The organism is Methanocorpusculum petauri (assembly GCF_026891975.1).
In the GTDB taxonomy this organism is placed as follows: domain Archaea; phylum Halobacteriota; class Methanomicrobia; order Methanomicrobiales; family Methanocorpusculaceae; genus Methanocorpusculum; species Methanocorpusculum petauri.
The window spans coordinates 1-20,499 of the sequence record NZ_JAPTGB010000016.1; the positions used below are offsets into that span (position 1 = coordinate 1).

At 51.9% G+C, this 20,499-nt stretch carries 21 protein-coding genes and 1 tRNA gene; 6 read left to right on the top strand and 16 right to left on the bottom strand.

What is annotated here, in order from left to right:
- Positions 1 to 357, top strand: a 357-nt coding sequence (locus O0S10_RS07640; protein ID WP_268925294.1) for a hypothetical protein, incomplete at its 5' end; no start/stop codon positions are given.
- A gap of 63 nt (positions 358 to 420) precedes the next feature.
- On the opposite strand, the gene O0S10_RS07645 is transcribed toward O0S10_RS07640, so the two are convergent.
- A complete protein-coding gene (locus tag O0S10_RS07645) occupies positions 421 to 2,043 on the bottom strand; it encodes a putative manganese-dependent inorganic diphosphatase (protein ID WP_268925295.1) in 1,623 nt (540 codons plus the stop codon).
- Positions 2,044 to 2,267: 224 nt separating this feature from the next.
- Here O0S10_RS07645 and O0S10_RS07650 point away from each other — a divergent pair, with 224 nt between their 5' ends.
- Positions 2,268 to 2,558: a UPF0058 family protein gene (locus tag O0S10_RS07650; RefSeq protein WP_268923422.1), complete on the top strand. Its 291-nt coding sequence runs from the start codon at positions 2,268 to 2,270 to the stop codon at positions 2,556 to 2,558.
- A gap of 45 nt (positions 2,559 to 2,603) precedes the next feature.
- On the opposite strand, the gene O0S10_RS07655 is transcribed toward O0S10_RS07650, so the two are convergent.
- Positions 2,604 to 3,188: a flavodoxin family protein gene (locus O0S10_RS07655; protein WP_268925296.1), complete on the bottom strand. Its 585-nt coding sequence runs from the start codon at positions 3,186 to 3,188 to the stop codon at positions 2,604 to 2,606.
- Positions 3,175 to 3,978 (bottom strand): ATP-grasp domain-containing protein, encoded by an 804-nt coding sequence (locus O0S10_RS07660; protein ID WP_268925297.1) that lies wholly within the window; start codon positions 3,976 to 3,978, stop codon positions 3,175 to 3,177. The genes O0S10_RS07655 and O0S10_RS07660 overlap by 14 nt, the downstream gene beginning before the upstream one ends.
- 115 nt (positions 3,979 to 4,093) lie before the next feature.
- Here O0S10_RS07660 and pyrB point away from each other — a divergent pair, with 115 nt between their 5' ends.
- A complete protein-coding gene (gene pyrB, locus O0S10_RS07665; RefSeq protein ID WP_268925298.1) occupies positions 4,094 to 5,008 on the top strand; it encodes an aspartate carbamoyltransferase in 915 nt (304 codons plus the stop codon).
- A complete protein-coding gene (gene pyrI / locus O0S10_RS07670; RefSeq protein WP_268925299.1) occupies positions 5,005 to 5,472 on the top strand; it encodes an aspartate carbamoyltransferase regulatory subunit in 468 nt (155 codons plus the stop codon). The genes pyrB and pyrI overlap by 4 nt, the downstream gene beginning before the upstream one ends.
- A gap of 22 nt (positions 5,473 to 5,494) precedes the next feature.
- Here pyrI and O0S10_RS07675 read toward each other — a convergent pair whose 3' ends face one another.
- The 13 genes from O0S10_RS07675 to O0S10_RS07735 all read right to left on the bottom strand — a co-directional run bounded on the left by O0S10_RS07675 (position 5,495) and on the right by O0S10_RS07735 (position 17,330).
- The gene (locus O0S10_RS07675) at positions 5,495 to 6,364 is read right to left on the bottom strand and encodes an HhH-GPD family protein (RefSeq protein WP_268925300.1); all 870 of its coding nucleotides are present in this window, start codon (positions 6,362 to 6,364) and stop codon (positions 5,495 to 5,497) included.
- Between the two features lie 47 nt (positions 6,365 to 6,411).
- Positions 6,412 to 7,920, bottom strand: a complete 1,509-nt coding sequence (locus tag O0S10_RS07680; protein ID WP_268925301.1) for a carbon starvation CstA family protein — start codon at positions 7,918 to 7,920, stop codon at positions 6,412 to 6,414.
- A 176-nt stretch (positions 7,921 to 8,096) separates the two neighbouring features.
- A complete protein-coding gene (locus O0S10_RS07685) occupies positions 8,097 to 8,396 on the bottom strand; it encodes an energy-coupling factor ABC transporter substrate-binding protein (RefSeq protein ID WP_268925302.1) in 300 nt (99 codons plus the stop codon).
- Positions 8,393 to 9,091, bottom strand: coding sequence for an energy-coupling factor ABC transporter permease (locus O0S10_RS07690; protein WP_268925303.1), 699 nt, complete (start codon positions 9,089 to 9,091; stop codon positions 8,393 to 8,395). The genes O0S10_RS07685 and O0S10_RS07690 overlap by 4 nt, the downstream gene beginning before the upstream one ends.
- A 212-nt stretch (positions 9,092 to 9,303) precedes the next feature.
- Entirely contained in the window at positions 9,304 to 10,245 is a 942-nt protein-coding gene (locus O0S10_RS07695) for an HD domain-containing protein (protein ID WP_268925304.1), read from the bottom strand.
- A gap of 409 nt (positions 10,246 to 10,654) precedes the next feature.
- The gene (gene brxD, locus O0S10_RS07700) at positions 10,655 to 11,959 is read right to left on the bottom strand and encodes a BREX system ATP-binding protein BrxD (RefSeq protein WP_268925305.1); all 1,305 of its coding nucleotides are present in this window, start codon (positions 11,957 to 11,959) and stop codon (positions 10,655 to 10,657) included.
- Positions 11,940 to 13,787, bottom strand: coding sequence for a tetratricopeptide repeat protein (locus tag O0S10_RS07705; protein WP_268925306.1), 1,848 nt, complete (start codon positions 13,785 to 13,787; stop codon positions 11,940 to 11,942). The genes brxD and O0S10_RS07705 overlap by 20 nt, the downstream gene beginning before the upstream one ends.
- A 4-nt stretch (positions 13,788 to 13,791) precedes the next feature.
- Positions 13,792 to 14,304: a DJ-1/PfpI family protein gene (locus O0S10_RS07710; RefSeq protein WP_268925307.1), complete on the bottom strand. Its 513-nt coding sequence runs from the start codon at positions 14,302 to 14,304 to the stop codon at positions 13,792 to 13,794.
- 90 nt (positions 14,305 to 14,394) lie between these two features.
- Positions 14,395 to 15,798 (bottom strand): MFS transporter, encoded by a 1,404-nt coding sequence (locus O0S10_RS07715; RefSeq protein ID WP_268925308.1) that lies wholly within the window; start codon positions 15,796 to 15,798, stop codon positions 14,395 to 14,397.
- A gap of 2 nt (positions 15,799 to 15,800) precedes the next feature.
- Positions 15,801 to 16,454: an endonuclease III gene (gene nth, locus O0S10_RS07720; RefSeq protein WP_268925309.1), complete on the bottom strand. Its 654-nt coding sequence runs from the start codon at positions 16,452 to 16,454 to the stop codon at positions 15,801 to 15,803.
- Positions 16,455 to 16,462: 8 nt separating this feature from the next.
- Positions 16,463 to 16,537: transfer RNA gene (locus tag O0S10_RS07725), tRNA-Pro, on the bottom strand.
- Between the two features lie 61 nt (positions 16,538 to 16,598).
- Complete coding sequence (locus O0S10_RS07730) at positions 16,599 to 16,754, bottom strand: hypothetical protein (protein ID WP_268925310.1); 156 nt, start codon at positions 16,752 to 16,754, stop codon at positions 16,599 to 16,601.
- An 87-nt stretch (positions 16,755 to 16,841) separates the two neighbouring features.
- Positions 16,842 to 17,330 carry a hypothetical protein gene (locus tag O0S10_RS07735; RefSeq protein ID WP_268925311.1) on the bottom strand — a complete coding sequence of 163 codons (489 nt, stop codon included), beginning with the start codon at positions 17,328 to 17,330 and terminating at the stop codon, positions 16,842 to 16,844.
- A gap of 311 nt (positions 17,331 to 17,641) precedes the next feature.
- Between O0S10_RS07735 and O0S10_RS07740 the strand changes: the two genes are divergently transcribed.
- Both O0S10_RS07740 and O0S10_RS07745 read left to right on the top strand, forming a co-directional pair.
- Positions 17,642 to 19,708, top strand: coding sequence for an acetate--CoA ligase family protein (locus tag O0S10_RS07740; RefSeq protein ID WP_268925312.1), 2,067 nt, complete (start codon positions 17,642 to 17,644; stop codon positions 19,706 to 19,708).
- Between the two features lie 281 nt (positions 19,709 to 19,989).
- The gene (locus tag O0S10_RS07745) at positions 19,990 to 20,481 is read left to right on the top strand and encodes a hypothetical protein (protein ID WP_268925313.1); all 492 of its coding nucleotides are present in this window, start codon (positions 19,990 to 19,992) and stop codon (positions 20,479 to 20,481) included.
- The last annotated feature ends 18 nt before the right edge of the window (positions 20,482 to 20,499 follow it).

Genomic DNA, 20,499 nt, shown 5'->3' on the forward strand with positions numbered 1-20,499 from the left:
AGCTTCGCGAGCATTTGCCGTCGCGTTTGCGACAGCAACGCCGCCCGTCCGCTCGGACGGGAAGGCGAGCGACGAGAAGCAAATGCGATGAGCGAAGCAGTGCCGTCAGGCACATCTGCGTTATCTGCGTTTTCCTTTCTCAGGTATCCCACTCACCCACCAACAACTTCCAGAAAATACCTGCTAAATCATTTCGTGATATCACAACCAAAACAAAAAACTCCCGAACCCATCTCAGGAACAAAACCCCGCGAAGAATTCCATCGGACAACCGGAAAACAATCGGTTTCCTCCATTAACCCTCAAAATCCCCCGGCATCCCCGCCCGCCCTACCTGAAAAATGCATCTCCCCCTGAATCCTACTTAAAGAGGATATAGCACCTCCGCAGAAAAAAAGAGTAGAGGGAAACTCCTCTCCCTCACAAAATATTTGCCAGAATCCGTCCGAAGTGCGGCACGAAATCCTTTTTCCGCGAAACCACTCCCTCAAGATGCAAAGGCTCCTTCCCCCAGTGCATCTTCAGCATCGTCGCCTCATCCGACACCGCAAACATATCCGAACCCATCTCCGCAACACTCGTATACAGCGCAATATACATATCCGGAGCATTCGCCTCGTTCATCTTCTCCCGCAGCGCCGCATAAATATCAGCCGCCGCCGCGCGGGCATACTCGTACGACGGCGTCAGAATCTGGGCAACAACCACCCGCTTGCCGGACAGCGTATACTCCTTCGTATCACGATCAAGCAGCTCCCTCTGCGAAACTCCCGAAAGGGACATCCCTTCTGCAATCAGCTCCTGCGCATAAACCTCCGGATCCACTCCCGCAATCTCCGCAAGGAACATCACCGCCTCCTCATCAAGTCTCGTCGTCGTTGACATCTTCAGACCGAGCGTATCCGAAAGAATACCCGAAAGAAGAGCACCTGCAACTCCCATCTCCGGCTGGATACCCGACTCCATAAACCGGCGCGTCACAATCGTCGACGTAGAACCGACCGGTTCCATATCGAACCGGATCGGCCGAAGCGTCGCCATAGCCCCCAGCCGGTGATGATCGATGATCTCAATAATATCTGCCGTCTCAATACCCTCGACCGCCTGACTGTACTCATTGTGATCCAGCAGAATCACCGACTTGGCCACATCCTCCATCAGGGAATTACGGGAAATCGTACTGATCAGTGTTCCTGCATCATCCACCACACAGGCCGTCCGGTACTTGGAGTTGGAGACCAGCTGTTTCACGTACTCCAGCGTATCGTTCATGTGCACTGTGGGAACATCCGTCGCCATAATCATCTCGGCGGGAAGCGTAAGATGAATCATCTTCGCAACACCAAACGCATCAACATCCGTGGACAGAACCGTAACCCCGCGTGCCTCGGCAGCCGACAGCAGCCGCTCACCGACCGGCGCGGAGTCCGCAATAATCAGCGCCGCAATCCCCGCCGACACCAGCGCAAGCTGGGTCGGCTCATCATCACCCACGATGGCAATATCCTTCGCCGTGATGCGGGAAAGGATCACATGCAGCGCATCAATCGAGATGTACACCGAACCCTCAAGCACCTCGTGTTTCTTCACGCGGACATCTGCGGAAAGAATCCGTGCCAGCGTATCGACCGGCATCGGCGACATCGTCAGATTCTCCCGCTTGATCGTACTCACATAAGCGCGGGCAAGACCGTGCTCACTCACGAGCCCTATCAGTTTACCGGCACCATCAGTAATCGGCAGATTCCGCAGATCGTTTGCGTCCATCGCCTCGATCACATCGATCGTCGGCGTACTTGCAGTCGCACTCTGCGGATACGTAAACGCAATATCCGCAACAGACGGCTCGACACTAAGGATAAGCTCTGGCGCTTCCACACCGAACTTCTCCAGAGCATAGCGGGACTCGGCATTCAGATCGCCGCAGCGGGCGGCGATGTACTGACCGGAACCCTGTTTATTGAGGTAAGCGGCGTACCCTATCACACTACAGATACTATCCGTATCCGGATGACGGTGACCGATAACATAGATGGATTTCACAGCTGCTCCTGAATATTTCATTACGTATTTGTGCGACAGGAAGATAGGTATTGTGCCCCGGAATTCCTGCACCCCCGCCTCCTCCGGAGCTGCGGAAATCAGCAGATGATAACAGGGTAGTGGGATAAACGGGAGCGAACGCAGGAAAAGAACTCCCCCATAAGAAAAATAAAATCAGGAGGGGCAAATGCTTATGATGCTATACCTCTTACCTTAATGGCACAATGCATAAGGAAGAACTCATCGAACTGCACCAGATATTTTATGATATTAAGGAATACTTTGAATCGATCAACCCGGATCTGAAATTCCCGCAGTACACGGCCCTGAAAATCCAGCCGGATCAGATTAACCGGAGTAAACTTGAGCACAAATACGCAATCTTCATCCTCGGCTCCGAACTCGCCGCATCCATGAAAGAATTTGAAACCATCTCTTCCCGCGGTATTCCGACACGCATGAAGGAACTTGCGGAAAAAACCCTCAAAGAAATGGAATCGGAACGCGAACACTAACAATATCATATACTTTTTTTCCAGAAAACTCCGAAACAAAAATTGTCAGCAAAGCTTCCAAAGAAGCTGCGCCATATTTTTTCCAAGATTTTTCATGTTGGCCATACCTTCGGTATCGTCAAGGACATCTCCCGCATCTTTGCCGTACACCATGTTCCAGTACGTAGACCCGACCAGATAGACCTCCTTGTTCAGGAAAAAATGATTCATGGTATCAACCGCGTGCAGACCACCTCCCCGCCTGACGGCAGCAACAGATGCGGCGGCCTTGTGCCGGAGAATGCCGGGATTGGATGCAGCCACAACACCTGCACGTTCGAGATATGCCTTCATCTTTGCAGAAATGTCCGCAGAATACACCGGAGAACCAAGAATGATACCATCAGCAGAACACATGCTGGAAAATATTTCTGCGAAGGCATCATCACAGCGGACGCAGGTTTTCTTTCCGGCACAGGCAAAACACCCTGCGCATCCGGAGAGATTTGCATCTGCAAGGTGAATCAGTTCAGTGGTAATCCCGGCCTCTTCCAGCTCATGGAAGACGGTTTGGATCAGGAGTGCAGTGTTGCCGTTTTTCCTGGCACTCCCATTGATACCGATAACATGCATGTGCTTACTGTCTTCCAAGTTTTTCCTGCTCAACCAGATATTCAGCCAGAAGCCGCGGGATAGGGACTGTCATACAATGCCAGTTCGGCGTACCGTTGACCTCAAGAACCGTATAACCTCCATCCTCCAGCGGCAGAAGATCCACACCGCAGTAGTCGATCCCAACCGCCGCTGCCGCAGATTCTGCGGCAGCCCGCATCTCGGGCGAAATCTCAACAGCACAGCCGCAGCCGCCCTGATGGATATTGTGGGTGAGATGGGCAGACTCCCGTTTGATTGCACCGACCGCCTTGTTTCCAATCACAAAGATACGATAATCGCGATCGTTTCTGACGTACTCCTGCACATAATACGGCGCAGCTTCAGTGATCTGATCGACCGACTCGAACAGATAGATACCGTTTCCGTCAAATCCATAGACCGGCTTATAGACAGCACGCCCCCCGTGAGAGGCGAGAAAATCTGCAACGATTTTTTTATCGTTCGTAAAACAGGTATCCGGACTCGGCGCTCCGGCATGGATCAGTTTTGCCGTGGTAGTAACTTTACTTGCACAGGTAGCGATCGCCTCCGGCGAATTGATCACATGGTTTGCGAGTTCCAGAGCTTTGAGAAGCTCAAACTGCACCCCATCCTGACGAATCCCGCAGGCCCAGATCGTTTCCCCTTCGACCGGGAGATGAAACGGATCAACAGCAGCGAGATCAAGGACTGCGAAGGGGACGTCCAGCCGCCGCAGCTCGTCCATCACCATGCCGGTTGAGTTATCCCCCGGCGTATCGGTGGGTTTGGGAATTATATGAATCATTATCAGTTCTGTATGCAGGGCGAAAACGTAAGGGTTTCTTTCGGACACGAAGGAGACGACCATTATTTATCCCACACCGGACATATACAGATACATCAGAGTTGGTCGATCTCACATGACACATGATCAAAAAAATATCCTGTCTGTACGGGACATGGACCGTGAAGAGATAGACGCTCTTCTCACTGCTGCAGCAAAATTTGATCAGCATGAGTTCACGGGGCATGAACTCGATGATAAAATTCTCGCGGTGCTCTTTTTCGAACCCAGTACCCGGACCAGAATGTCATTTTCGTCGGCGATGATGCGGCTCGGCGGAAAGATTCTGAATCTCGGCAGTGTGGAAGCGTCATCAATTGCGAAAGGAGAAACACTCTCGGATACCATCCGCGTCATCTCGGGGTATGCGGATGCAATCGTGCTCCGGCATCCGAAAGAGGGAGCTGCCCGGCTCGCAAGCGAAGTTGCCAGTGTTCCGGTGATTAACGGCGGCGACGGAGCCGGTCAGCACCCGTCACAGACACTGCTGGATCTGTTTACAATCCGCAAATCGATGCAGCTGGAAAATATTGATGTAGGCTTACAGGGCGATCTCCGTTACGGCAGAACGGTGCACTCACTTGCGGATGCACTGACGAAGTACAACAATATCCGGCTGCATACGATTGCACCGGAAGGACTGGATCTGCCGAATCATCTGAAACAAGACCTCACCGATGCAGGAATGGAGATTATTGTGCATGAAAGTATTGAGGAGACGATCCCGGAGCTTGATGTGTTGTATGTAACACGGCTGCAGCGGGAGCGGTTTCCGGACCCGGCAGCATTCGCAAGTTTTGCGGCGACATACCGGATAACGCCGGAACTGCTGGAACGGGCGAAGCCGTCAATGATTGTGCTCCACCCGCTGCCGCGGGTGGATGAGATTGATCCTGCGGTGGACAGTCTGCCGTGTGCAAAGTACTTCCAGCAGGCGCATTACGGTGTTCCGGTACGAATGGCAATGTTGCACGAGGTGATGAGTCCATGAAACGATCGGTTTCGGAAGGGATTGTGATCTCGCCTATCAAAAACGGTACAGTGATCGATCACATCACGCCGGGCGAGGGGCTGACGGTAATCCGCATTCTTGGTATTCAGGACGGAACGAATGTGACGTTTACGGTTGCAACGAATGTGACGAGCAGCCGCGGCGGCAGAAAGGATATGGTAAAAATCGAGAACCGCGAGCTGGTAAAATCCGAGGTGGACAAAATTGCCCTCATCGCACCGGATGCGAAGATCAGCATTATCCGGGAGTTCAAGGTGGTTGCCAAAAAGCCGGTGGAGGTTCCGTCCGATATTGTGGGTGTGATTAAGTGCCCGAATCCGAACTGTATCAGCAACACCCGTGAACCGGCACAGAGCAAGTTTGTGGTGCATCCGCGGGGTTTCCGCTGTCAGTACTGTGATACGATCATTTCCCGCGAGATGGATATCGGGGATTACATCTGATCTTTTTTTCGGAAAACAAAAATCACCGCACGCGGTATGCGCCGCTCTCTTCCTGTACAAAGAATCCTTCGCGGCACATCTCATCCAGTATGCCCGCAACCCTCTCCGGAGATGCCCCGACCGCTTTTGCCAGACTTCCGGAATCTCCGGCGTCTCCGGCAAGCAACAGACGAAGCAGGGCTCCGCGAACCTGCCTGTCGGACCCTTCGAATGCCGCCTGCTTCACATACTGGCGACTCCGGCGGTTCGGATTGGGGACAGAGGTTTTCAGGGCGGTGCCCAGATCCATCAATGCCCAGTACCACTCCCGCGCCCGGTCCGGTAGCAGGCAGGCCTCCACCAGCGGAAAAAGATCGCGGTCATCCACAACGGCAGTATCGGAAAAAAAGTAATGGATGAACACACGGCGGATGTTGGTTTCGATGAAGACTACGGGGCGGTTGAAGGCAAAGGCTGCAATGGAACATGAGGTCGCAGGGCCGATTCCCGGAAGTGCTGCAAGCACTTCCGGTTCCTCCGGCAGAACACCGCCGAACTCTTCCAGAACCCGGACCGCAAGTTTCTGCAGATTCAGTGCACGCCGGTTGTACCCCATACCCTGCCAAGCGGCAAGCAGTTCCGTCTGCGGGGCAGCGGCAAGTGCGGCGAAGTCAGGAAACTTTTCGATGAACCGTGGATACATCACCGCCACCCGCGGCACCTGAGTCTGTTGCAGCATCACCTCCGAAACCACAATGCGGTACGGATCGAACCGCAGCCGCCATTCCATATCATGCCGCCCTTTGGTATCATAGAACTCCATCACTTCGTTCTGAAAATCGCGGACGAGATCCCCGGTCATACCGGACGCGGCAAACCGGCTGCGGAACTCGGAGATGAGGCGGGGGGACATAATACTCTATTCAGTTTCTCGATGAGAAAAAAGAAAAGTGTTTGGGATCAGGACTCATCCGCATACGTCGCAGGTGCATCCGCCGAAAACTTTGGATTACATCTGAGACGACGACCCGTGAGAACAGCACCCGCACAAAAGATCACGCTCAGCACTGCCGCGACCACATACGACACCGCAAGCGGCAGCCCAAGTCCGAGCGGCGCTCCCGCAAGATGGGCCGGACTCACCCACACAATGTAGCTGATACACATAAAGAGAATAATTGTTCCGGGAACAGCTGTGATCAGATACGGTTTTGCTTTGCTTGCCAGATATGCCGTTGCAAGCAGCAGGGCACAGGAAGCAATCAGCTGATTGAACCAGGCAAAGTAGTTCCACAACACCGCATACCCGGTCGGCGAAAGATTCGACCAGATCAGAAGACCGGTGATAAGGAAAACAAGCGGAAGCAGTACGAGAACGCGGAGTTTCGCCGAGGTCTGATCAATCTTCAGGAAATCCGCAGCCGAGGTCCGGAGAACCCGCAGTGCCGTGTCACCACTCGTAACCGCGAGGAAGATGAACACAACCAGGGAAAGCGAGGCAAGAACTGCCGGAAGTGCAACAGCAACCGCAGTTGAGATGATCAGGTTGCCGTTTGAAGAGGCAAGCATCTCCGGCTCAAGGGCAAACAGAATCGAGGTTACCGCAGCCCAGATCATCGCGATAATTCCTTCTGCGATCATCATGCCGTAGAAAATTTTCCGGCCGTCCTTTTCGGACTGCATCGTTCGTGCAACGATCGGTGACTGGGTAGCGTGAAAACCCGAGAGAATCCCGCAGGCAATCGTAATAAACAGCATCGGAATGAGCGGCTGACCGTCGGGATGGGCGGTGAACGCAGCAGCAATTCCTTCGGGGGTCATCACAACATCAGGAATGAGACCTGCGTACGGAATACAGGCAATACAGACCGCAGCGGTTATCAGGATCAGAAGACCGCCAATGAACGGATACATTCTGCCGATGATTTTATCGATCGGATACAGCGTGGAAAAAATATAGTAAAGAAAAATGGCGATGACTGCGGCAGTAAGCACCCATGAACCGAGCGGAATCAGGGTCTGGATAAACTGGGCGGGAATATTGGTAAAGGTGGTCACGACCAGAACCAGACAGACAGAAGCGAGCACCATAAACAGTCCGCTGACCCGCCGGCCGAAGAACTTCTCCATCAGGGTCGGGACGTCAGTACCATTGTTTCTCGCAGAGATCATGCCGATATAGTAGTCATGAATTGCACCACCGATCACATTTCCGACGGGGAGCAGAAGAAAGACGATTGCGCCGAACTTCATACCAAGGGCAACCCCCACGATAGGCCCCATACCGGCAATATTCAGCAACTGCAGGAGCATGTTGCGTTTTTTGGAGAGCGGCACCCGCTCAACACCATCCGGACTTGCACAGGCCGGTGTGAGGCGTTCGTCAGGAGCAAAAATCTTTTCGGCGACTTTACCCCAGACAAAATAGCCAAGGATGAGAATGCCGATTCCTGCAAGGAAGGTGATCATGGTTCATAGGAGTTGTGGCATTGAGAGACAATAAAACAGATGGTTTCACAGATGATCTCTCAGATTATCTCGGACGGACTTTCCGAATATATTTTCAAAAAAAAAGATACGGGGTGTCCTGCCCCGCGGGACGCAAAGCCAGTATAGGCTTCTGGTCCACACTTATGTGCACTCACTTACTCATCTTTGCGGCCTTTGGCACCTCTCCAGTAGCCGAAGAAGTACCCGACGATTATCGCACCGATTGCGGTCTGAACACAGAAGAACAATGACTCAATCTCACCGCTTGGCGGTTCCCAGATCGGATTGAACCAGGGTTCATACCCGGTGCTGTCGATCAGGTCGGCGGCCCCGCCGTCCGCACCGCCCCAGCCTTCTTCACCTTCTCCTCCGGAGGGAATGAGAAACAGCGTGCCAATCACAAAGATCACAATAACGGCAAGCCCGAGGATGATCTCCATTGTCGCCCGGTTCATGCTGCCTCACCCTGGATTTTTTCAATCTCTGCATCTTCAATGATGTCGAGTTTCTTGAGAATGTCAGGCTTGACACGGACGATGTACTTTGCGACGAGACCGCAGATGATACCCTCAATGATTGCGAGCGGAATCTGGGTAACAGCAAAGATGGTTGCAAACGCAATGAATGCCGTGAGAATACTGCCGTCAGCCGGGAAGGCAAGGGCAAGCTGCAGAGAGGTAACCGTGTAGGTCACAAGGTTTGCAACTGCTGCGGTGACGAACACCGACAGACCGAGACCGGCATGGGCATAGCGACGTAATGCGACAAAAACCAGCCAGGCAACAAACGGGCCGACGATTGCCATTGAGAATACGTTTGCACCAAGCGTGGTAAGACCGCCGTGCGCAAGTAAAATTGCCTGAAATAACAATACAATGGTTCCAAGAACCGCGGTGACCCACGGACCGAAGAAGGAAGCGGACAGACCGGTTCCGGTAGGATGCGAACAGCTTCCAGTGGTAACTGACGGAATCTTCAATGCAGAAAGTACGAACACAAACGCACCGCAGACTGCCATCAGAGGAAGAACGCGTCTGTCCTGCTGTATCATCTGTTTCATCCTCCACAGACCATAGATGACACATGGTGCCGAGAGCACTGCCCACAGCACGCACCATTCGATGGGCAAATACCCTTCCATAATGTGCATTAAACATAATTGATGTAATGAGTATTTATTTGTATTCAAATCAAATTACAATTCGTGTTAGAAAGATAACTTGTATTGACATGTATCATACAAAAACATCCGGAAGCGCGACGGTATAAACTGTGATGCCATGAGAATATTTCGATGTGTGTTTTCAAGAAAAATGTTCCAAACAGATTTCTGCACGGACACTCTGAAAAAAAGAAAAGGGATCAGACTGCTTTCCAGAGGAATTTTTCGCTGCGAAGACCTTTTTTCTTCTGACCCTTCGGCGTCTCGGAGAGGTCATCAACGATACTGCGGAGAAGAGAACTTGCACCATCCGCCTGATTCACGAGCCATGCTTCGGCAGTCAGCGGCACGACGTCACCGTAGATACCGTGATGCGACTGGATGATGTGGCGGAGTTGTAAGAGCTGAGCGTCGGAGATGAGATTTTTGTACTCGTCGATGAACATGATGCCCATGGTAATATGTTCGATGAGGTTGTAGGTGTCGTTGGGTACGTAACCGTAGCCGACTTTATCGAAACAGAATATTTTGCCGATGTCGTGCAGGACTGCTCCTGCGATGACCATATCGCGGTTGATCTCTGTTCTGGGCATCGTCTCCACGAGGTTTAAGGCTATTCTGACAGTCTCAAGGGAATGTTCGCAGAGGCCGCCGGTGTACTCATGATGGCGGCGTATGGCGGCAGGGCATTCATAGAATCGCTGATCGAGGCAGCAGGCTACAAACAGCCGGAGATCACCGTTTACAATACTTGCGACAATTTTCTGAATCTCGGATGCGTTGCCGGTGATATTGGCGGGTGTGAAGATGAACTCGGTATCCTGACCGGGCATCAATGCAACAGGACCTGTGAGGAGTGAGTCAAGCGTTGCCGCAGAGTCGGAGAAGACATGCAGTTCACCGTTCTGGTTTGCTTTGCCGACGCCCGAAATTGCATACACCATACCGGTTTTCACCGCACGGGCAGCTTCAACCGCTTTGTCACCGTAGGCTTTACATTCAATAGTTCCGGTACGATCCGCAAGGGTCATATGAACAAACTGTTCGCCGCGTTTACTGCGGAGGTCGGAACGTTTAACGAGGAAGAGAGAAGAGACCTCTGTTCCGTTGGTGATATTTTCTACATAGAGATTCTTATCCATGGATGATTTCCGTGAATAAATATGTGAGGCCAAAAAATAAAGGATTATAGGAACATGTATCCCGGATGTATGTTTCCTCTCTTGCCGCAGAAAAGATCAGTTCTGTCAGGAGATATTACAATAAATTCAAGTAATTAAGTGAATTTTACAAACTAATTGTATTATATCTGTGTAATTCGAATATCTCAGTACAGGTTGGGGCATACAACCCCGAAAAACATGACTGAGGTGAGTACCTGCTTGGTCTTATCAGGATATTTTCTGTACAATGGAGCTAATGCACCATACGGAGTAATAACAGAGCATCGAGGAAATGTCGATCCATTAAGTGTTACAACTGAAACAACCGGGGATAGCGCCATAAAGGACATCCCCTACTCTGGCTGGTGAGCAGAGACAGCGACTCTGCTTACCAGCTGACTTCCATCACCGCTATCTCTTCCTCCTTTAACGAAGTATCATTCTCTTTTGCGACGAATGCATACTTCTCCATCGGGTTATAGGAATCATACAGTGCACATTTGTCCAGCACATCCACAAACTCCCGCAGATACAAACGCGGCACCACATCCACGCGGCCGCCGAACCGTCCGGTCACCCGCTCGATCATGGTGCGGATAAACCGGATTGAAACACGGGTCTTGTCAACCTCGGAGTACGCCTCGGTGTAGATGTCGATCACCCGCAGAGAGACCTCTTCGAGTTTTTTCACATCAAACTTCGGCAGAACGATCTGCGTCTGCATGGGATTGGAAAACCCGTCATCCGCAATCATGCCGATGCGGTCATACAGCGGCGGCAGTGACCGGATACCCTTCGCACTGTCGAAGAGTGCCGGTGTTCCGGCAAACAGGAAGAAGCAGTTCGGCAGTTCGTTCCGATCAATCATATCCACAATCTGGCGGAGGTTGATGTATCCTTTTTCCCGCTGTGGCCGGGCAAATGCCTGGGCCGTTTCGACTTCATCGAAACTGACGAGGAGTCCCGCATAACCGGCCTGAACAATAATGTGCACCAGACCGTTCAGGAAGGCAAGAGCGTCTCCTTCGGTCACGGTTCCCTTGAGACCTGCCTGGGCCTTGAAGGTTCTGCCGACCGTTTGCTCTCCGGAAATCCAACCGATTGCCGCCTGGGCGGTGGCGAAGTCACCGCTGTTGTTTGCTTTGTAATAGGTTCGCAGAGCAGCTGCAAGACCTGAATTAATTCCGCTGACCCGCATCAGAACTGCTTCGATCTCTTTTGCCGTCAGGTCAGCCAGTGCCGGATCGTTCTCATCAATGCCGGTACTGATCAGCCGGTCTTCGATGCCGTAGATCCACGTGTCAACAATGCTCTTCAGCGCATGATCTTCGGTCGGAGTCATAAGACCCGCACAGATTTTTGCATACACAGCCTGGAGTTTGTGCAGCGGAGTATCGGGAGAGATGACAACGTGACTTGTCACAAACTTTGCCGCAAGACCAATCTCCACCGCACGTGAGATGAGAAATGTTTTGCCTGAGCCGTACTCACCGCGGACAAACTTGCAGTCCGCATGCCCGGTACCCACAAACGCCAGCTGGGAGGTGATGACTTTTTCTTCGGTAGTCAGGCCGACAGCCAGTCTTCCCAGTCCTGACTCGGGAACAGTTCCGCGGCGCAGTGCGTTAATGATTGCAACACTTTCCAGACGGCGTTCGTCACGCCCCACGCTGTTACTCTCCGGTATAGCCATAAATTTCTCCGCGGTCGCCAACACCCCGCTTTTCAATGATCTTCACACCTTTTTCGGCTGCTTTGGTTAAGATACCGTTCACGATGCCGGTTACCCGGCGGGTGTTGAGAACAGATCTGAGATCCATCTCAGTTGCTTCACGATGCTCTTTGAGGAACGCAACAACCTGTTGTTCACGCTCGTCAAGATCAAGCAGGTTGGCAACCGGTGCAGGTTCAGTCCCTGCATCGGCAACGGTTTCCAACCAGGAATTTTTTTCAAGAAGCACAGGGCGTTCGGCAAGCGCCCGTCCTTTTGCCTGAGAGAGCAGCTGCATGAAATCCTCAACCTTGATAACCGCCGGATAGCAGGGCATAACGTCAAGACCGAGCAGGCAGTGCCATTTGCATTCCTCGTAGTCCTGCCGTTCAAGGGCATCCCCCGCCGCATAGAGAAGACCGACAGCCAGCATCTCACGGCCATTGGAGGAAAGCTTTTCGAGAACCGAGGTGAGACGGGCAAGTACCTGCTCCATGACCTTGGGGATGCGGTACATGGCTTCTTTACCGTTGAGGACGACACCCGCGACGAGTTCAACATCGGCGGCACGGGTGATGTTGGTAAGGATGTAGCGGATAACGGTCTCGCACTCGCGGTCTTCACCAAGGCGTTTGAGAAAAGCCGCATAAGCGGTGCCGCCGTGGATGTAGTCGGCACGGTATGCCCGGTAATACCAGTCCCGTGCCTGGGTGCAGGCACGGGCCTCTTCGTAGGCAGCGCCGATCTGCGTTAAGCAGACAGCGGTCGGATATGAAGAGAGGAGGACGCTGATGATTCCTGCGACCTCTTCTTTGCTGCGGACAGAATCGAGGAATGCTTTGAACCTGGTGATGATCAGTTCCTGCATGGCAGGGTCGGCGATATCCGGATCTTTACCGCACTCTTCAGCGATCAGCTGCCGGTAGATGGTATTCGCCTCGTCGCCGTGATTCGTGCGGGCGGCGAGTTCTGCTTCCAGCAGCCGGTAAACGGGGTCTGTACGGGTTTTGAGGAGCAACCCGAGTTCGTAACGTGCCGCATCGTAGTGACCGAGAAGTTTTTCGAGCAGGATGAAAGAGAAACGTATCTGGGCAACCTCTTCGTTGTCCATATCTTCTTCCTCAAAGCTGTCGAGTGCTGACCGATAGGCACTTTCGGCAGCTTCGGGGTCAAGAGCCGCAAGGGCTTCAAGATCAAGCCGGAGATAAACGAGTTCGCGGACAGTGTTCCAGCCGCGAAGGGCAACACTCATTGCTTTCTGATACTCTTTTGCAGCGAGCAGGGCTTCCACGTACTCGGGGGAGTATTCATCTTCGCCGAAGTTCTGGATATGAAGGGCTGCGGCTTCTTCGGGTTCACCGACTTCGGTTAAAGTCTGCATGAGTTTGCGGATGTCGACAGCATCAGAGCCGAACCGCACCAGAGATCGAAGGGACGGAATTGCGCCGCGGAGATCATTTTTGCCGAGCAGGAGGCGGGCATAGCTTTTGAGGGCAGGCCGGTTCTCGGGATCGAGAATAAGGGCGGTCGCATACTCAGAGACGGCATGTTCGTCACCAGTTTTTTCCATGACATCGGCTAAATAACTGTGCAGGTACGAGGAGCCGGGCATTATCTGTATGAGATCGCGGAGGAGGTAACCTGCGGTATCATACTGGCCGGTTTCCGCGTAGCTGCGGGCAGCGAGGAGGAGGAGGGCAGGATCACTGGTGCCGGAGGCGAGACTGATGACGTCGGCAAATTTACCGGCGTTAAAGAGCTGCATTGCCTCGTCGAGTGCGGGAGTAGTGCGGGAAGATTCGTTTGTCATTGTGTCATGCGAGGTGTTGAAGGATGGTGTCGGCGAAGACTTTGGCGTCCTGCGGCATACGTGCAGTGATGATGTTTCCGGAGACGACGACAGGTTCGTTGACGAAAACTGCTTTGTCGAGTTCGAGGATTCTGCGGGATGCAGGAGTGTCAAGGGCGGTGGTGTTCTTTCCGGCAAGGAGTCCGGCTTCGGCGATGACGATTGGTGCAAGGCAGATGCCTGCGGTTATTTTTCCAGCGGTGCCGAGGGCGTTGGTGATGTCGATGAGTTTTTCACATCTCCAGAGGTAGTCCTGACAGCCGATGCCGCCGATGATGACAATTCCGTCGTAGTCGGCAGGGTTGACGTCGTCGAAGGAGAGATCGGATTCGACGATTTCTCCGTGCATGCCGTAACAGGTTCCTTGTATGGTAGAGGCTGTTACGCATTCAATTCCTTTCTCTTCGAAGGCGGTTTTGGGTACGGTGTATTCCTGATCTAAAAACCGGTCCGGAGCTATTGCGAAAAGAATCTTCATGTGTATTTTATATGGTTTTCCCGAGTGATTAAGGGTTTGGTACTGAATATGTAAAGGATCGGCAGTACAGGGTAAGGAAGTATTCAAGAATTATTTTTCCCCGATCCCTGTGACATCACCCGCATCACCGCGGAACCAGGAAAACACCACACCAACAAAAGCAAGACCCGCGCAGAATATCATCGAAACCCGCAGTGCCTGTAAAAACTCCGGATACATTGCAGGCCCGAGCATATCTGTTCCACCCACATAAATCGAGATAGCCGACATGCATACCGCCATGGAGATAATCATCCCGACCTGCCGCATCACCGCAACAATACCGGATGCCGTACTGTACTCCTCTTCCGGTACCGAACCCATAATCGCATTCGTGTTTGGTGCCGCAAACAGCGCAGAACCAAGACCAATGAACACCTGCGTCACGGCGATATAATGCAGCTCCGTCGCAAGACCGAGGCCCGCAAGCAGAAGAACACCGACTGCCGAAAGCAGCATACCCACGGTAACGATGTAGCGGGGATCAATTCTGTCGGAAAGTTTCCCCGCGATCGGTGTCATGACCGCCTGAATCAGCGGCTGAAAAAAGATGATCATCCCCGCCTGATCTGCGGTCAGATGTCCGACGGACTGCAGATACAGACTCACGAAAAAGACCGAACCATATGTACAGCCATAGTTCAGCAGTGCCGCATACGAGGAACGGGCGAACCGCTGATTCGTAAAAAACAGTTTCACATGCAGAACCGGTGAAGGAAGACGCAGTTCGTACCAGACAAATACGACCATCATCAGAATACCGAGTACGGTCAAAGCAACCGAAAGCGGATCCGGCAGAGTGGACAGACCATACATCATACAAAACATCGCTGCAGCATACAGAATCGTCCCGCGGATATCAAACGAACTATCGGACGGAACTTTGATCTCATCGCGGAAGAACCGCCACATCGGAATCGCCGCAGCAACCGCAAGCGGCACCATCACCAGAAATACCGCCCGCCATCCAAACAGACCGGTCAGAAATCCGCCGAGAATCGGACCTGCGGACGCTCCGATGTACACCATCGCCGTGTTGATGCCAAACGCCGCTCCCCGTTCCTTCGGAGGATACACGCGGGAGAGAATTGCAAGTCCTGTGATCATCAGAAATGATGTCCCGAGAGCCGCAGTTACCCGAAGGAGCAGAAGAACAGAATAGATAGGAGCAAACACTGACAGTCCGCAGGCAACCGCAACAATTACTGCGCCCAGCAGATATGACCGTTTGTAGCCGATCATATCCGACAAACGGGACGCAGGAACAAGAAAAATGGCATTGGCCAGAATAAAAATCGTGGACAGCCATCCGAGATCACGTGCCGAAACCTCAAAGGTCACACCCACCTCGGGCATAGCGAGGATGATCATCGAACCGATAAGCGGATTCAAAAATGCACCGATGGATGCGGCGAACAAAATCAGCCGTTTAGTCCGGGAATCCATCTCTGTCATTCCTACTGTGTTTGATGTTTTTCCTGATAAGTTCTGCAGTGGTGACAAATGGCACAGTGTTCACACGCAGGTTTTTTCGCGGTACAGACCGCTCTGCCGTGACTGATTAAGAGATAGTTGATCTCTCCCCACCATTCCTTCGGAAACAACACCATTAAATCCTGTTCAATTTTATCCGGATCACTGTTGTCGGAAAACCCGATACGCTGTGAAAGGCGGCCTACATGAGTATCAACCGCAATTCCGACTGCATTCCCAAACGCATGATTCGTTACAATGTTTGCGGTCTTGCGACCGACGCCCGGCAGGGTAACAAGCTCGGCGATGGTCTGCGGAACCTCACCTCCGAAGTTTTCGCAAAGACATTTTGCAGTTCCGATGATATTTTTTGCTTTGGTATGGTAGAACCCTGCCGGATGAATAATCCGCTCAACCTCTATCTGATCGGCTGATGCAAGCGCAGGAGGATCCGGATAGCAGGAAAAAAGTTCATCCCGCAGACCATTGATGGTAACATCAGTGGTCTGGGCCGAGAGAATGGTCATGATCAAAATCTGATACGGATTTTCGAACTTGAGGAAGTTCATATCCTCCCGTGTGTGCGGATAGATACGATTCAGCTCGGTGAGAACAGATACAGCTTCTGCGGTATTCATAAAAAGAATGGGGCAGCCCAGATTCGAACTGGGGTCAAAGCGTCCCAAACGCTCTAGGATGGACCAGGCTACCCTACTGCCCCGCTTGGTGCAGTATATATTGGCATGATGCCCTTAAAAAAGGATAGGATATTTCTTTGGCATTCAGAATGTCTGGATTTTTCTGATGAACAGCCTCTCCGCGGTTCTGCCGAACCATGAAAAGAACAGACCGAATACGGCACAGGTTATGGTAATCTCCCGGAACCGATCACCAAAGATCTCTTCGATACAGCGTACCGGTTCCTGTAAAACTGTCATGGATATCACCGACAAAATTTAGTGGAAATTACGTATCATTACAGGATAGCAAAAATGTTGTAGTGTCTGTATAAAAAGGATGACTGATTATTCCAGATGATCTTCGTGATAGGCGAATGTTCCCGCGGGGGTCCGCTCATACCTGAGACAGGCCTCCTTTGGCAGCTCACTGCATCCGATCTCCTCCACCGGAATTGAAAATACCCGTTCAGGATGATCCGGCAGACCTCCTACACCGATGATAAGGAAAAACGGCATTCTTTCAAAGTGGGCAAACTGTTTGTATGCCCGCACCTGCTCAAAAGTTCCGCACTCAAGAATGTCACAGGAGTTGTCTTCCGGCGTTTTGAACTTCGGCTGGAACACGCAAACCACAGCAAATCGTTTTCCGGAGGAAGAATCGGTTACTAAAAAGTCCGGAATGATATCGCCGTCCGCGTCCGGCCGTTCGATCTCGAACTCGTCGGGAAAGATCCCAAGGATGTACTCCTCAAACTCTTTGCAGAGCACCTCATTCTGCTGCTCAGCCTCGATGACGTCATCGGGTTTGTGTCCGAATACACTCCGAAATCCCATGCATCTAACTTGCACGGGTTGGTATTTTAATATTGTGTCCTGTACCACAACAGACTCTCTCCTAAATTCCGCGCGAGGGAGGAAAAACGATATAAATACCTCATGAGACAGAATTCATCGATATCTGACGAAATTCAGGGTAATAAAGCCGGAATGATGATTTCGACAAATGCAGAACTTGACATTAACAATCACAGAACCCCCGCTCTGACCACAGGGTATTTAACAAATCTACATGATAAATAATGTTAATCCTTTCCACCACAGTGGGAACACGGTTCTTCGAACCACAAAAGAATGGAGATAAAATCATGTCAACACATGCCAACACCAAAATGCTCTCCGAAGCAGACGGTTATGACCTGCTGCGGAGATTCAACGTGCCGGCCCCGCTCTTTGAGATAGTTACCAGTCCCGAAGCCGCTGCAGCAGCTGCTACAAAAATCGGGTACCCGGTTGTTATGAAGATCGTCAGTCCCCAGATCATTCACAAAAGTGATGCGGGCGGTGTGATCGTCGGTGTCAAAACGGATGAAGAGGCAAAAACCGCATACAATACCATCATTTCCTCGGTGAAAGCCTACAACCCCGATGCGGAGATCAAAGGAATCATCGTCGAAGAGATGGCAAAACCCGGCCTTGAACTTATCATCGGCGGAAAGATTGATCCGGCATTCGGCCGCGTTATTACGTTTGGTCTTGGCGGAACCCTTGTCGAGTTCCACAAAGATGTCGGCATCCGCATTCTGCCGTGTACAGATGACGAGATTAAAAGTCTCATCAAACAGATCAAAGGCTACACGCTTATCGCCGGTTACCGCGGCGATGCACCCAAGGACGAGGAGTTCCTCTTCCAGACATTAAAGAATGCCTGCGAGTTTTTCGAAGAGAATGAGAATGTGGTTGAGTTCGATATCAACCCTCTCCGTCTCTACGAGAAGGGGGGATGTGCGGTGGATGCACGCGTGATTGTGCAGGATGAGCCGATTGAGCTTCCGCCGCACTACGATGCATCCAAGATTGTACCGATCGATTACTACAAACCGCGTTCAGTTGCGGTTATCGGAGCATCTGATGACAAGACCAAGATGGGCTATGCAGTGTTCCACAACCTGCTGCAGTTCCCCGGCAAAGTCTATCCGGTCAACAACAAGCGCAGCGAAATTCAGGGTGTGAAATGCTACCCGACCCTTTCGGCCATCCCCGGCCCGGTTGACATGGTGGCAATCACCGTTCCGGCACAGCTCGTTCCGGGGATCATGGAGGAGTGCGGTCAGAAGGGTGTGAAGATGGCGGTTGTTATCACCGCGGGATTCAAGGAGATGGACGAGGGCGGGCGGGCCCTTGAGAACCGGATGGTTGAAATTGCAAAAAGTTATGGAATCCGGATCGTCGGCCCGAACTGCCTCGGCCTGATTCTCCCGCCATACAAGCTGGATACGACGTACGTGTCCACCTCGCCCCTTCCGGGCGATCTTGCATTCATCTCTCAGTCCGGAGCGATTGTAAACGCAGTTGTCGGTATTTCGCTCTCTGAAGGATCCGAGATGGGATACTCCGAGGTTGTATCGGTCGGCAACCAGTCTGATCTTGATTTCCTCGACTATATGAGTTACGCGCAGCGCGACCCGCACACAAAAGCAATCATTCTCTACATCGAGGAGATCAAAAACGGTGTGGCCTTCATGGAGATGGCAAAAGAGATCACGAAGACTAAACCAATCGTGGCAATCAAGGCCGGTTCCTCCAAACGCGGACAGGCTGCGGCAGCATCACACACGGGATCACTTTCCGGTGCTTACGAGGTGTACATGGAAGCGTTCCGCAAATGCGGCGTCACACCGGTAAAGACACTCCCGGGAGCATTCAAGGTGGCAAAGATCCTCTCCGATGCAAACCGCGCCCCGAAGGGACGCCGTGCGGTGGTTATCACGAATGCCGGAGGATTTGCGGTGCTTTCCAATGACTACGCCGAGACGTGGGGTATTGAGATCATCGATCTCCCGAAAGAGCTGATCGATGAGATGAACACGTTCCTTCCGCCGTTCTGGAACAAGAATAACCCGATCGATCTTCTGGGAGACGCGGATGAGGCACGGTTCCGCGGTGTGTTTGATGTGCTCTGCCGCAACCCGGAACTCTGGGATATGGCAATCCTCGTTAACTTCCCGAACAAAGTGTTAAGTCCAGAGCAGGTTGCCCGTGTTCTGATCGATTACTCAAAGAAAACGGATAATCTGCTGGTTGGAACACTGGTCGGCGGCGACTGTATGAATCCGGGTGTGTCGCTGCTTGCCCAGCACAATATTCCGGTGTTCGAGGAGCTGGAATTTACCTACAGAACACTCGGCCACTTAAGCTGGACTGCAGACCGATAATCCTTCATATTCACATCCGGGTTTTTCTTCAGGAACCTGGTATTTTCTTTTTTGAAAAGGATATATTCCTGATTTTTCATTAGACCGAAAAAATGCCCTTTCTTTCATATAATGTTCAAGAAATGCAGGGATTTGATAATTAGGTTGTTTTAGAGAGAGTATTCGTTCCATACAGTACAGGTGTCTCACCGTTGATCGGGTCAACACCGCAACAATTTAAGCAGGATATCCAACCATTTTACTATCCTTGCCAATCAATATAATACTACACGGTGATGTGTATGGGATCGGGGTATGTTTATCATTGTCCGGACTGCGGAGAAGCAACATATATTGCTCTTGGAATTGGTTCTGAGTACACGCCGCAGAAGATTTTTTACGGGGATGATGCAGACCCGCCGCTCCTAAAAGATTTCCTACCATACCAGATGTACTGCAATGCAGTCCGTATGCTTCATGACGGTGGTGTTCCGGACACAACACATTCCGGCAGCTACGGCCAGAAGCTCTACTACTGTCCGCAGTGCCGAACGCTGAAGGTGAGGTTTTTCTGCACAATTGTCAAAGATGATCAGATCTGGACTCCGGTATACTCCTGTGAACTGTGCGGTCGTTCCCTGGTACTTGCACCGAATCAGGAGAACGGGGATGATCCGTCCCGGGATCAGATGGCAGGAGCCGACGGCGATGTTCTCCGGATTCGCTGTATGAAATGCGGGCGGGTGTACTTTGCACCGGAGAGCGGATGTACGTCAAAGATTATGTGGGATTAAAATAATGTGCGTTTCCGC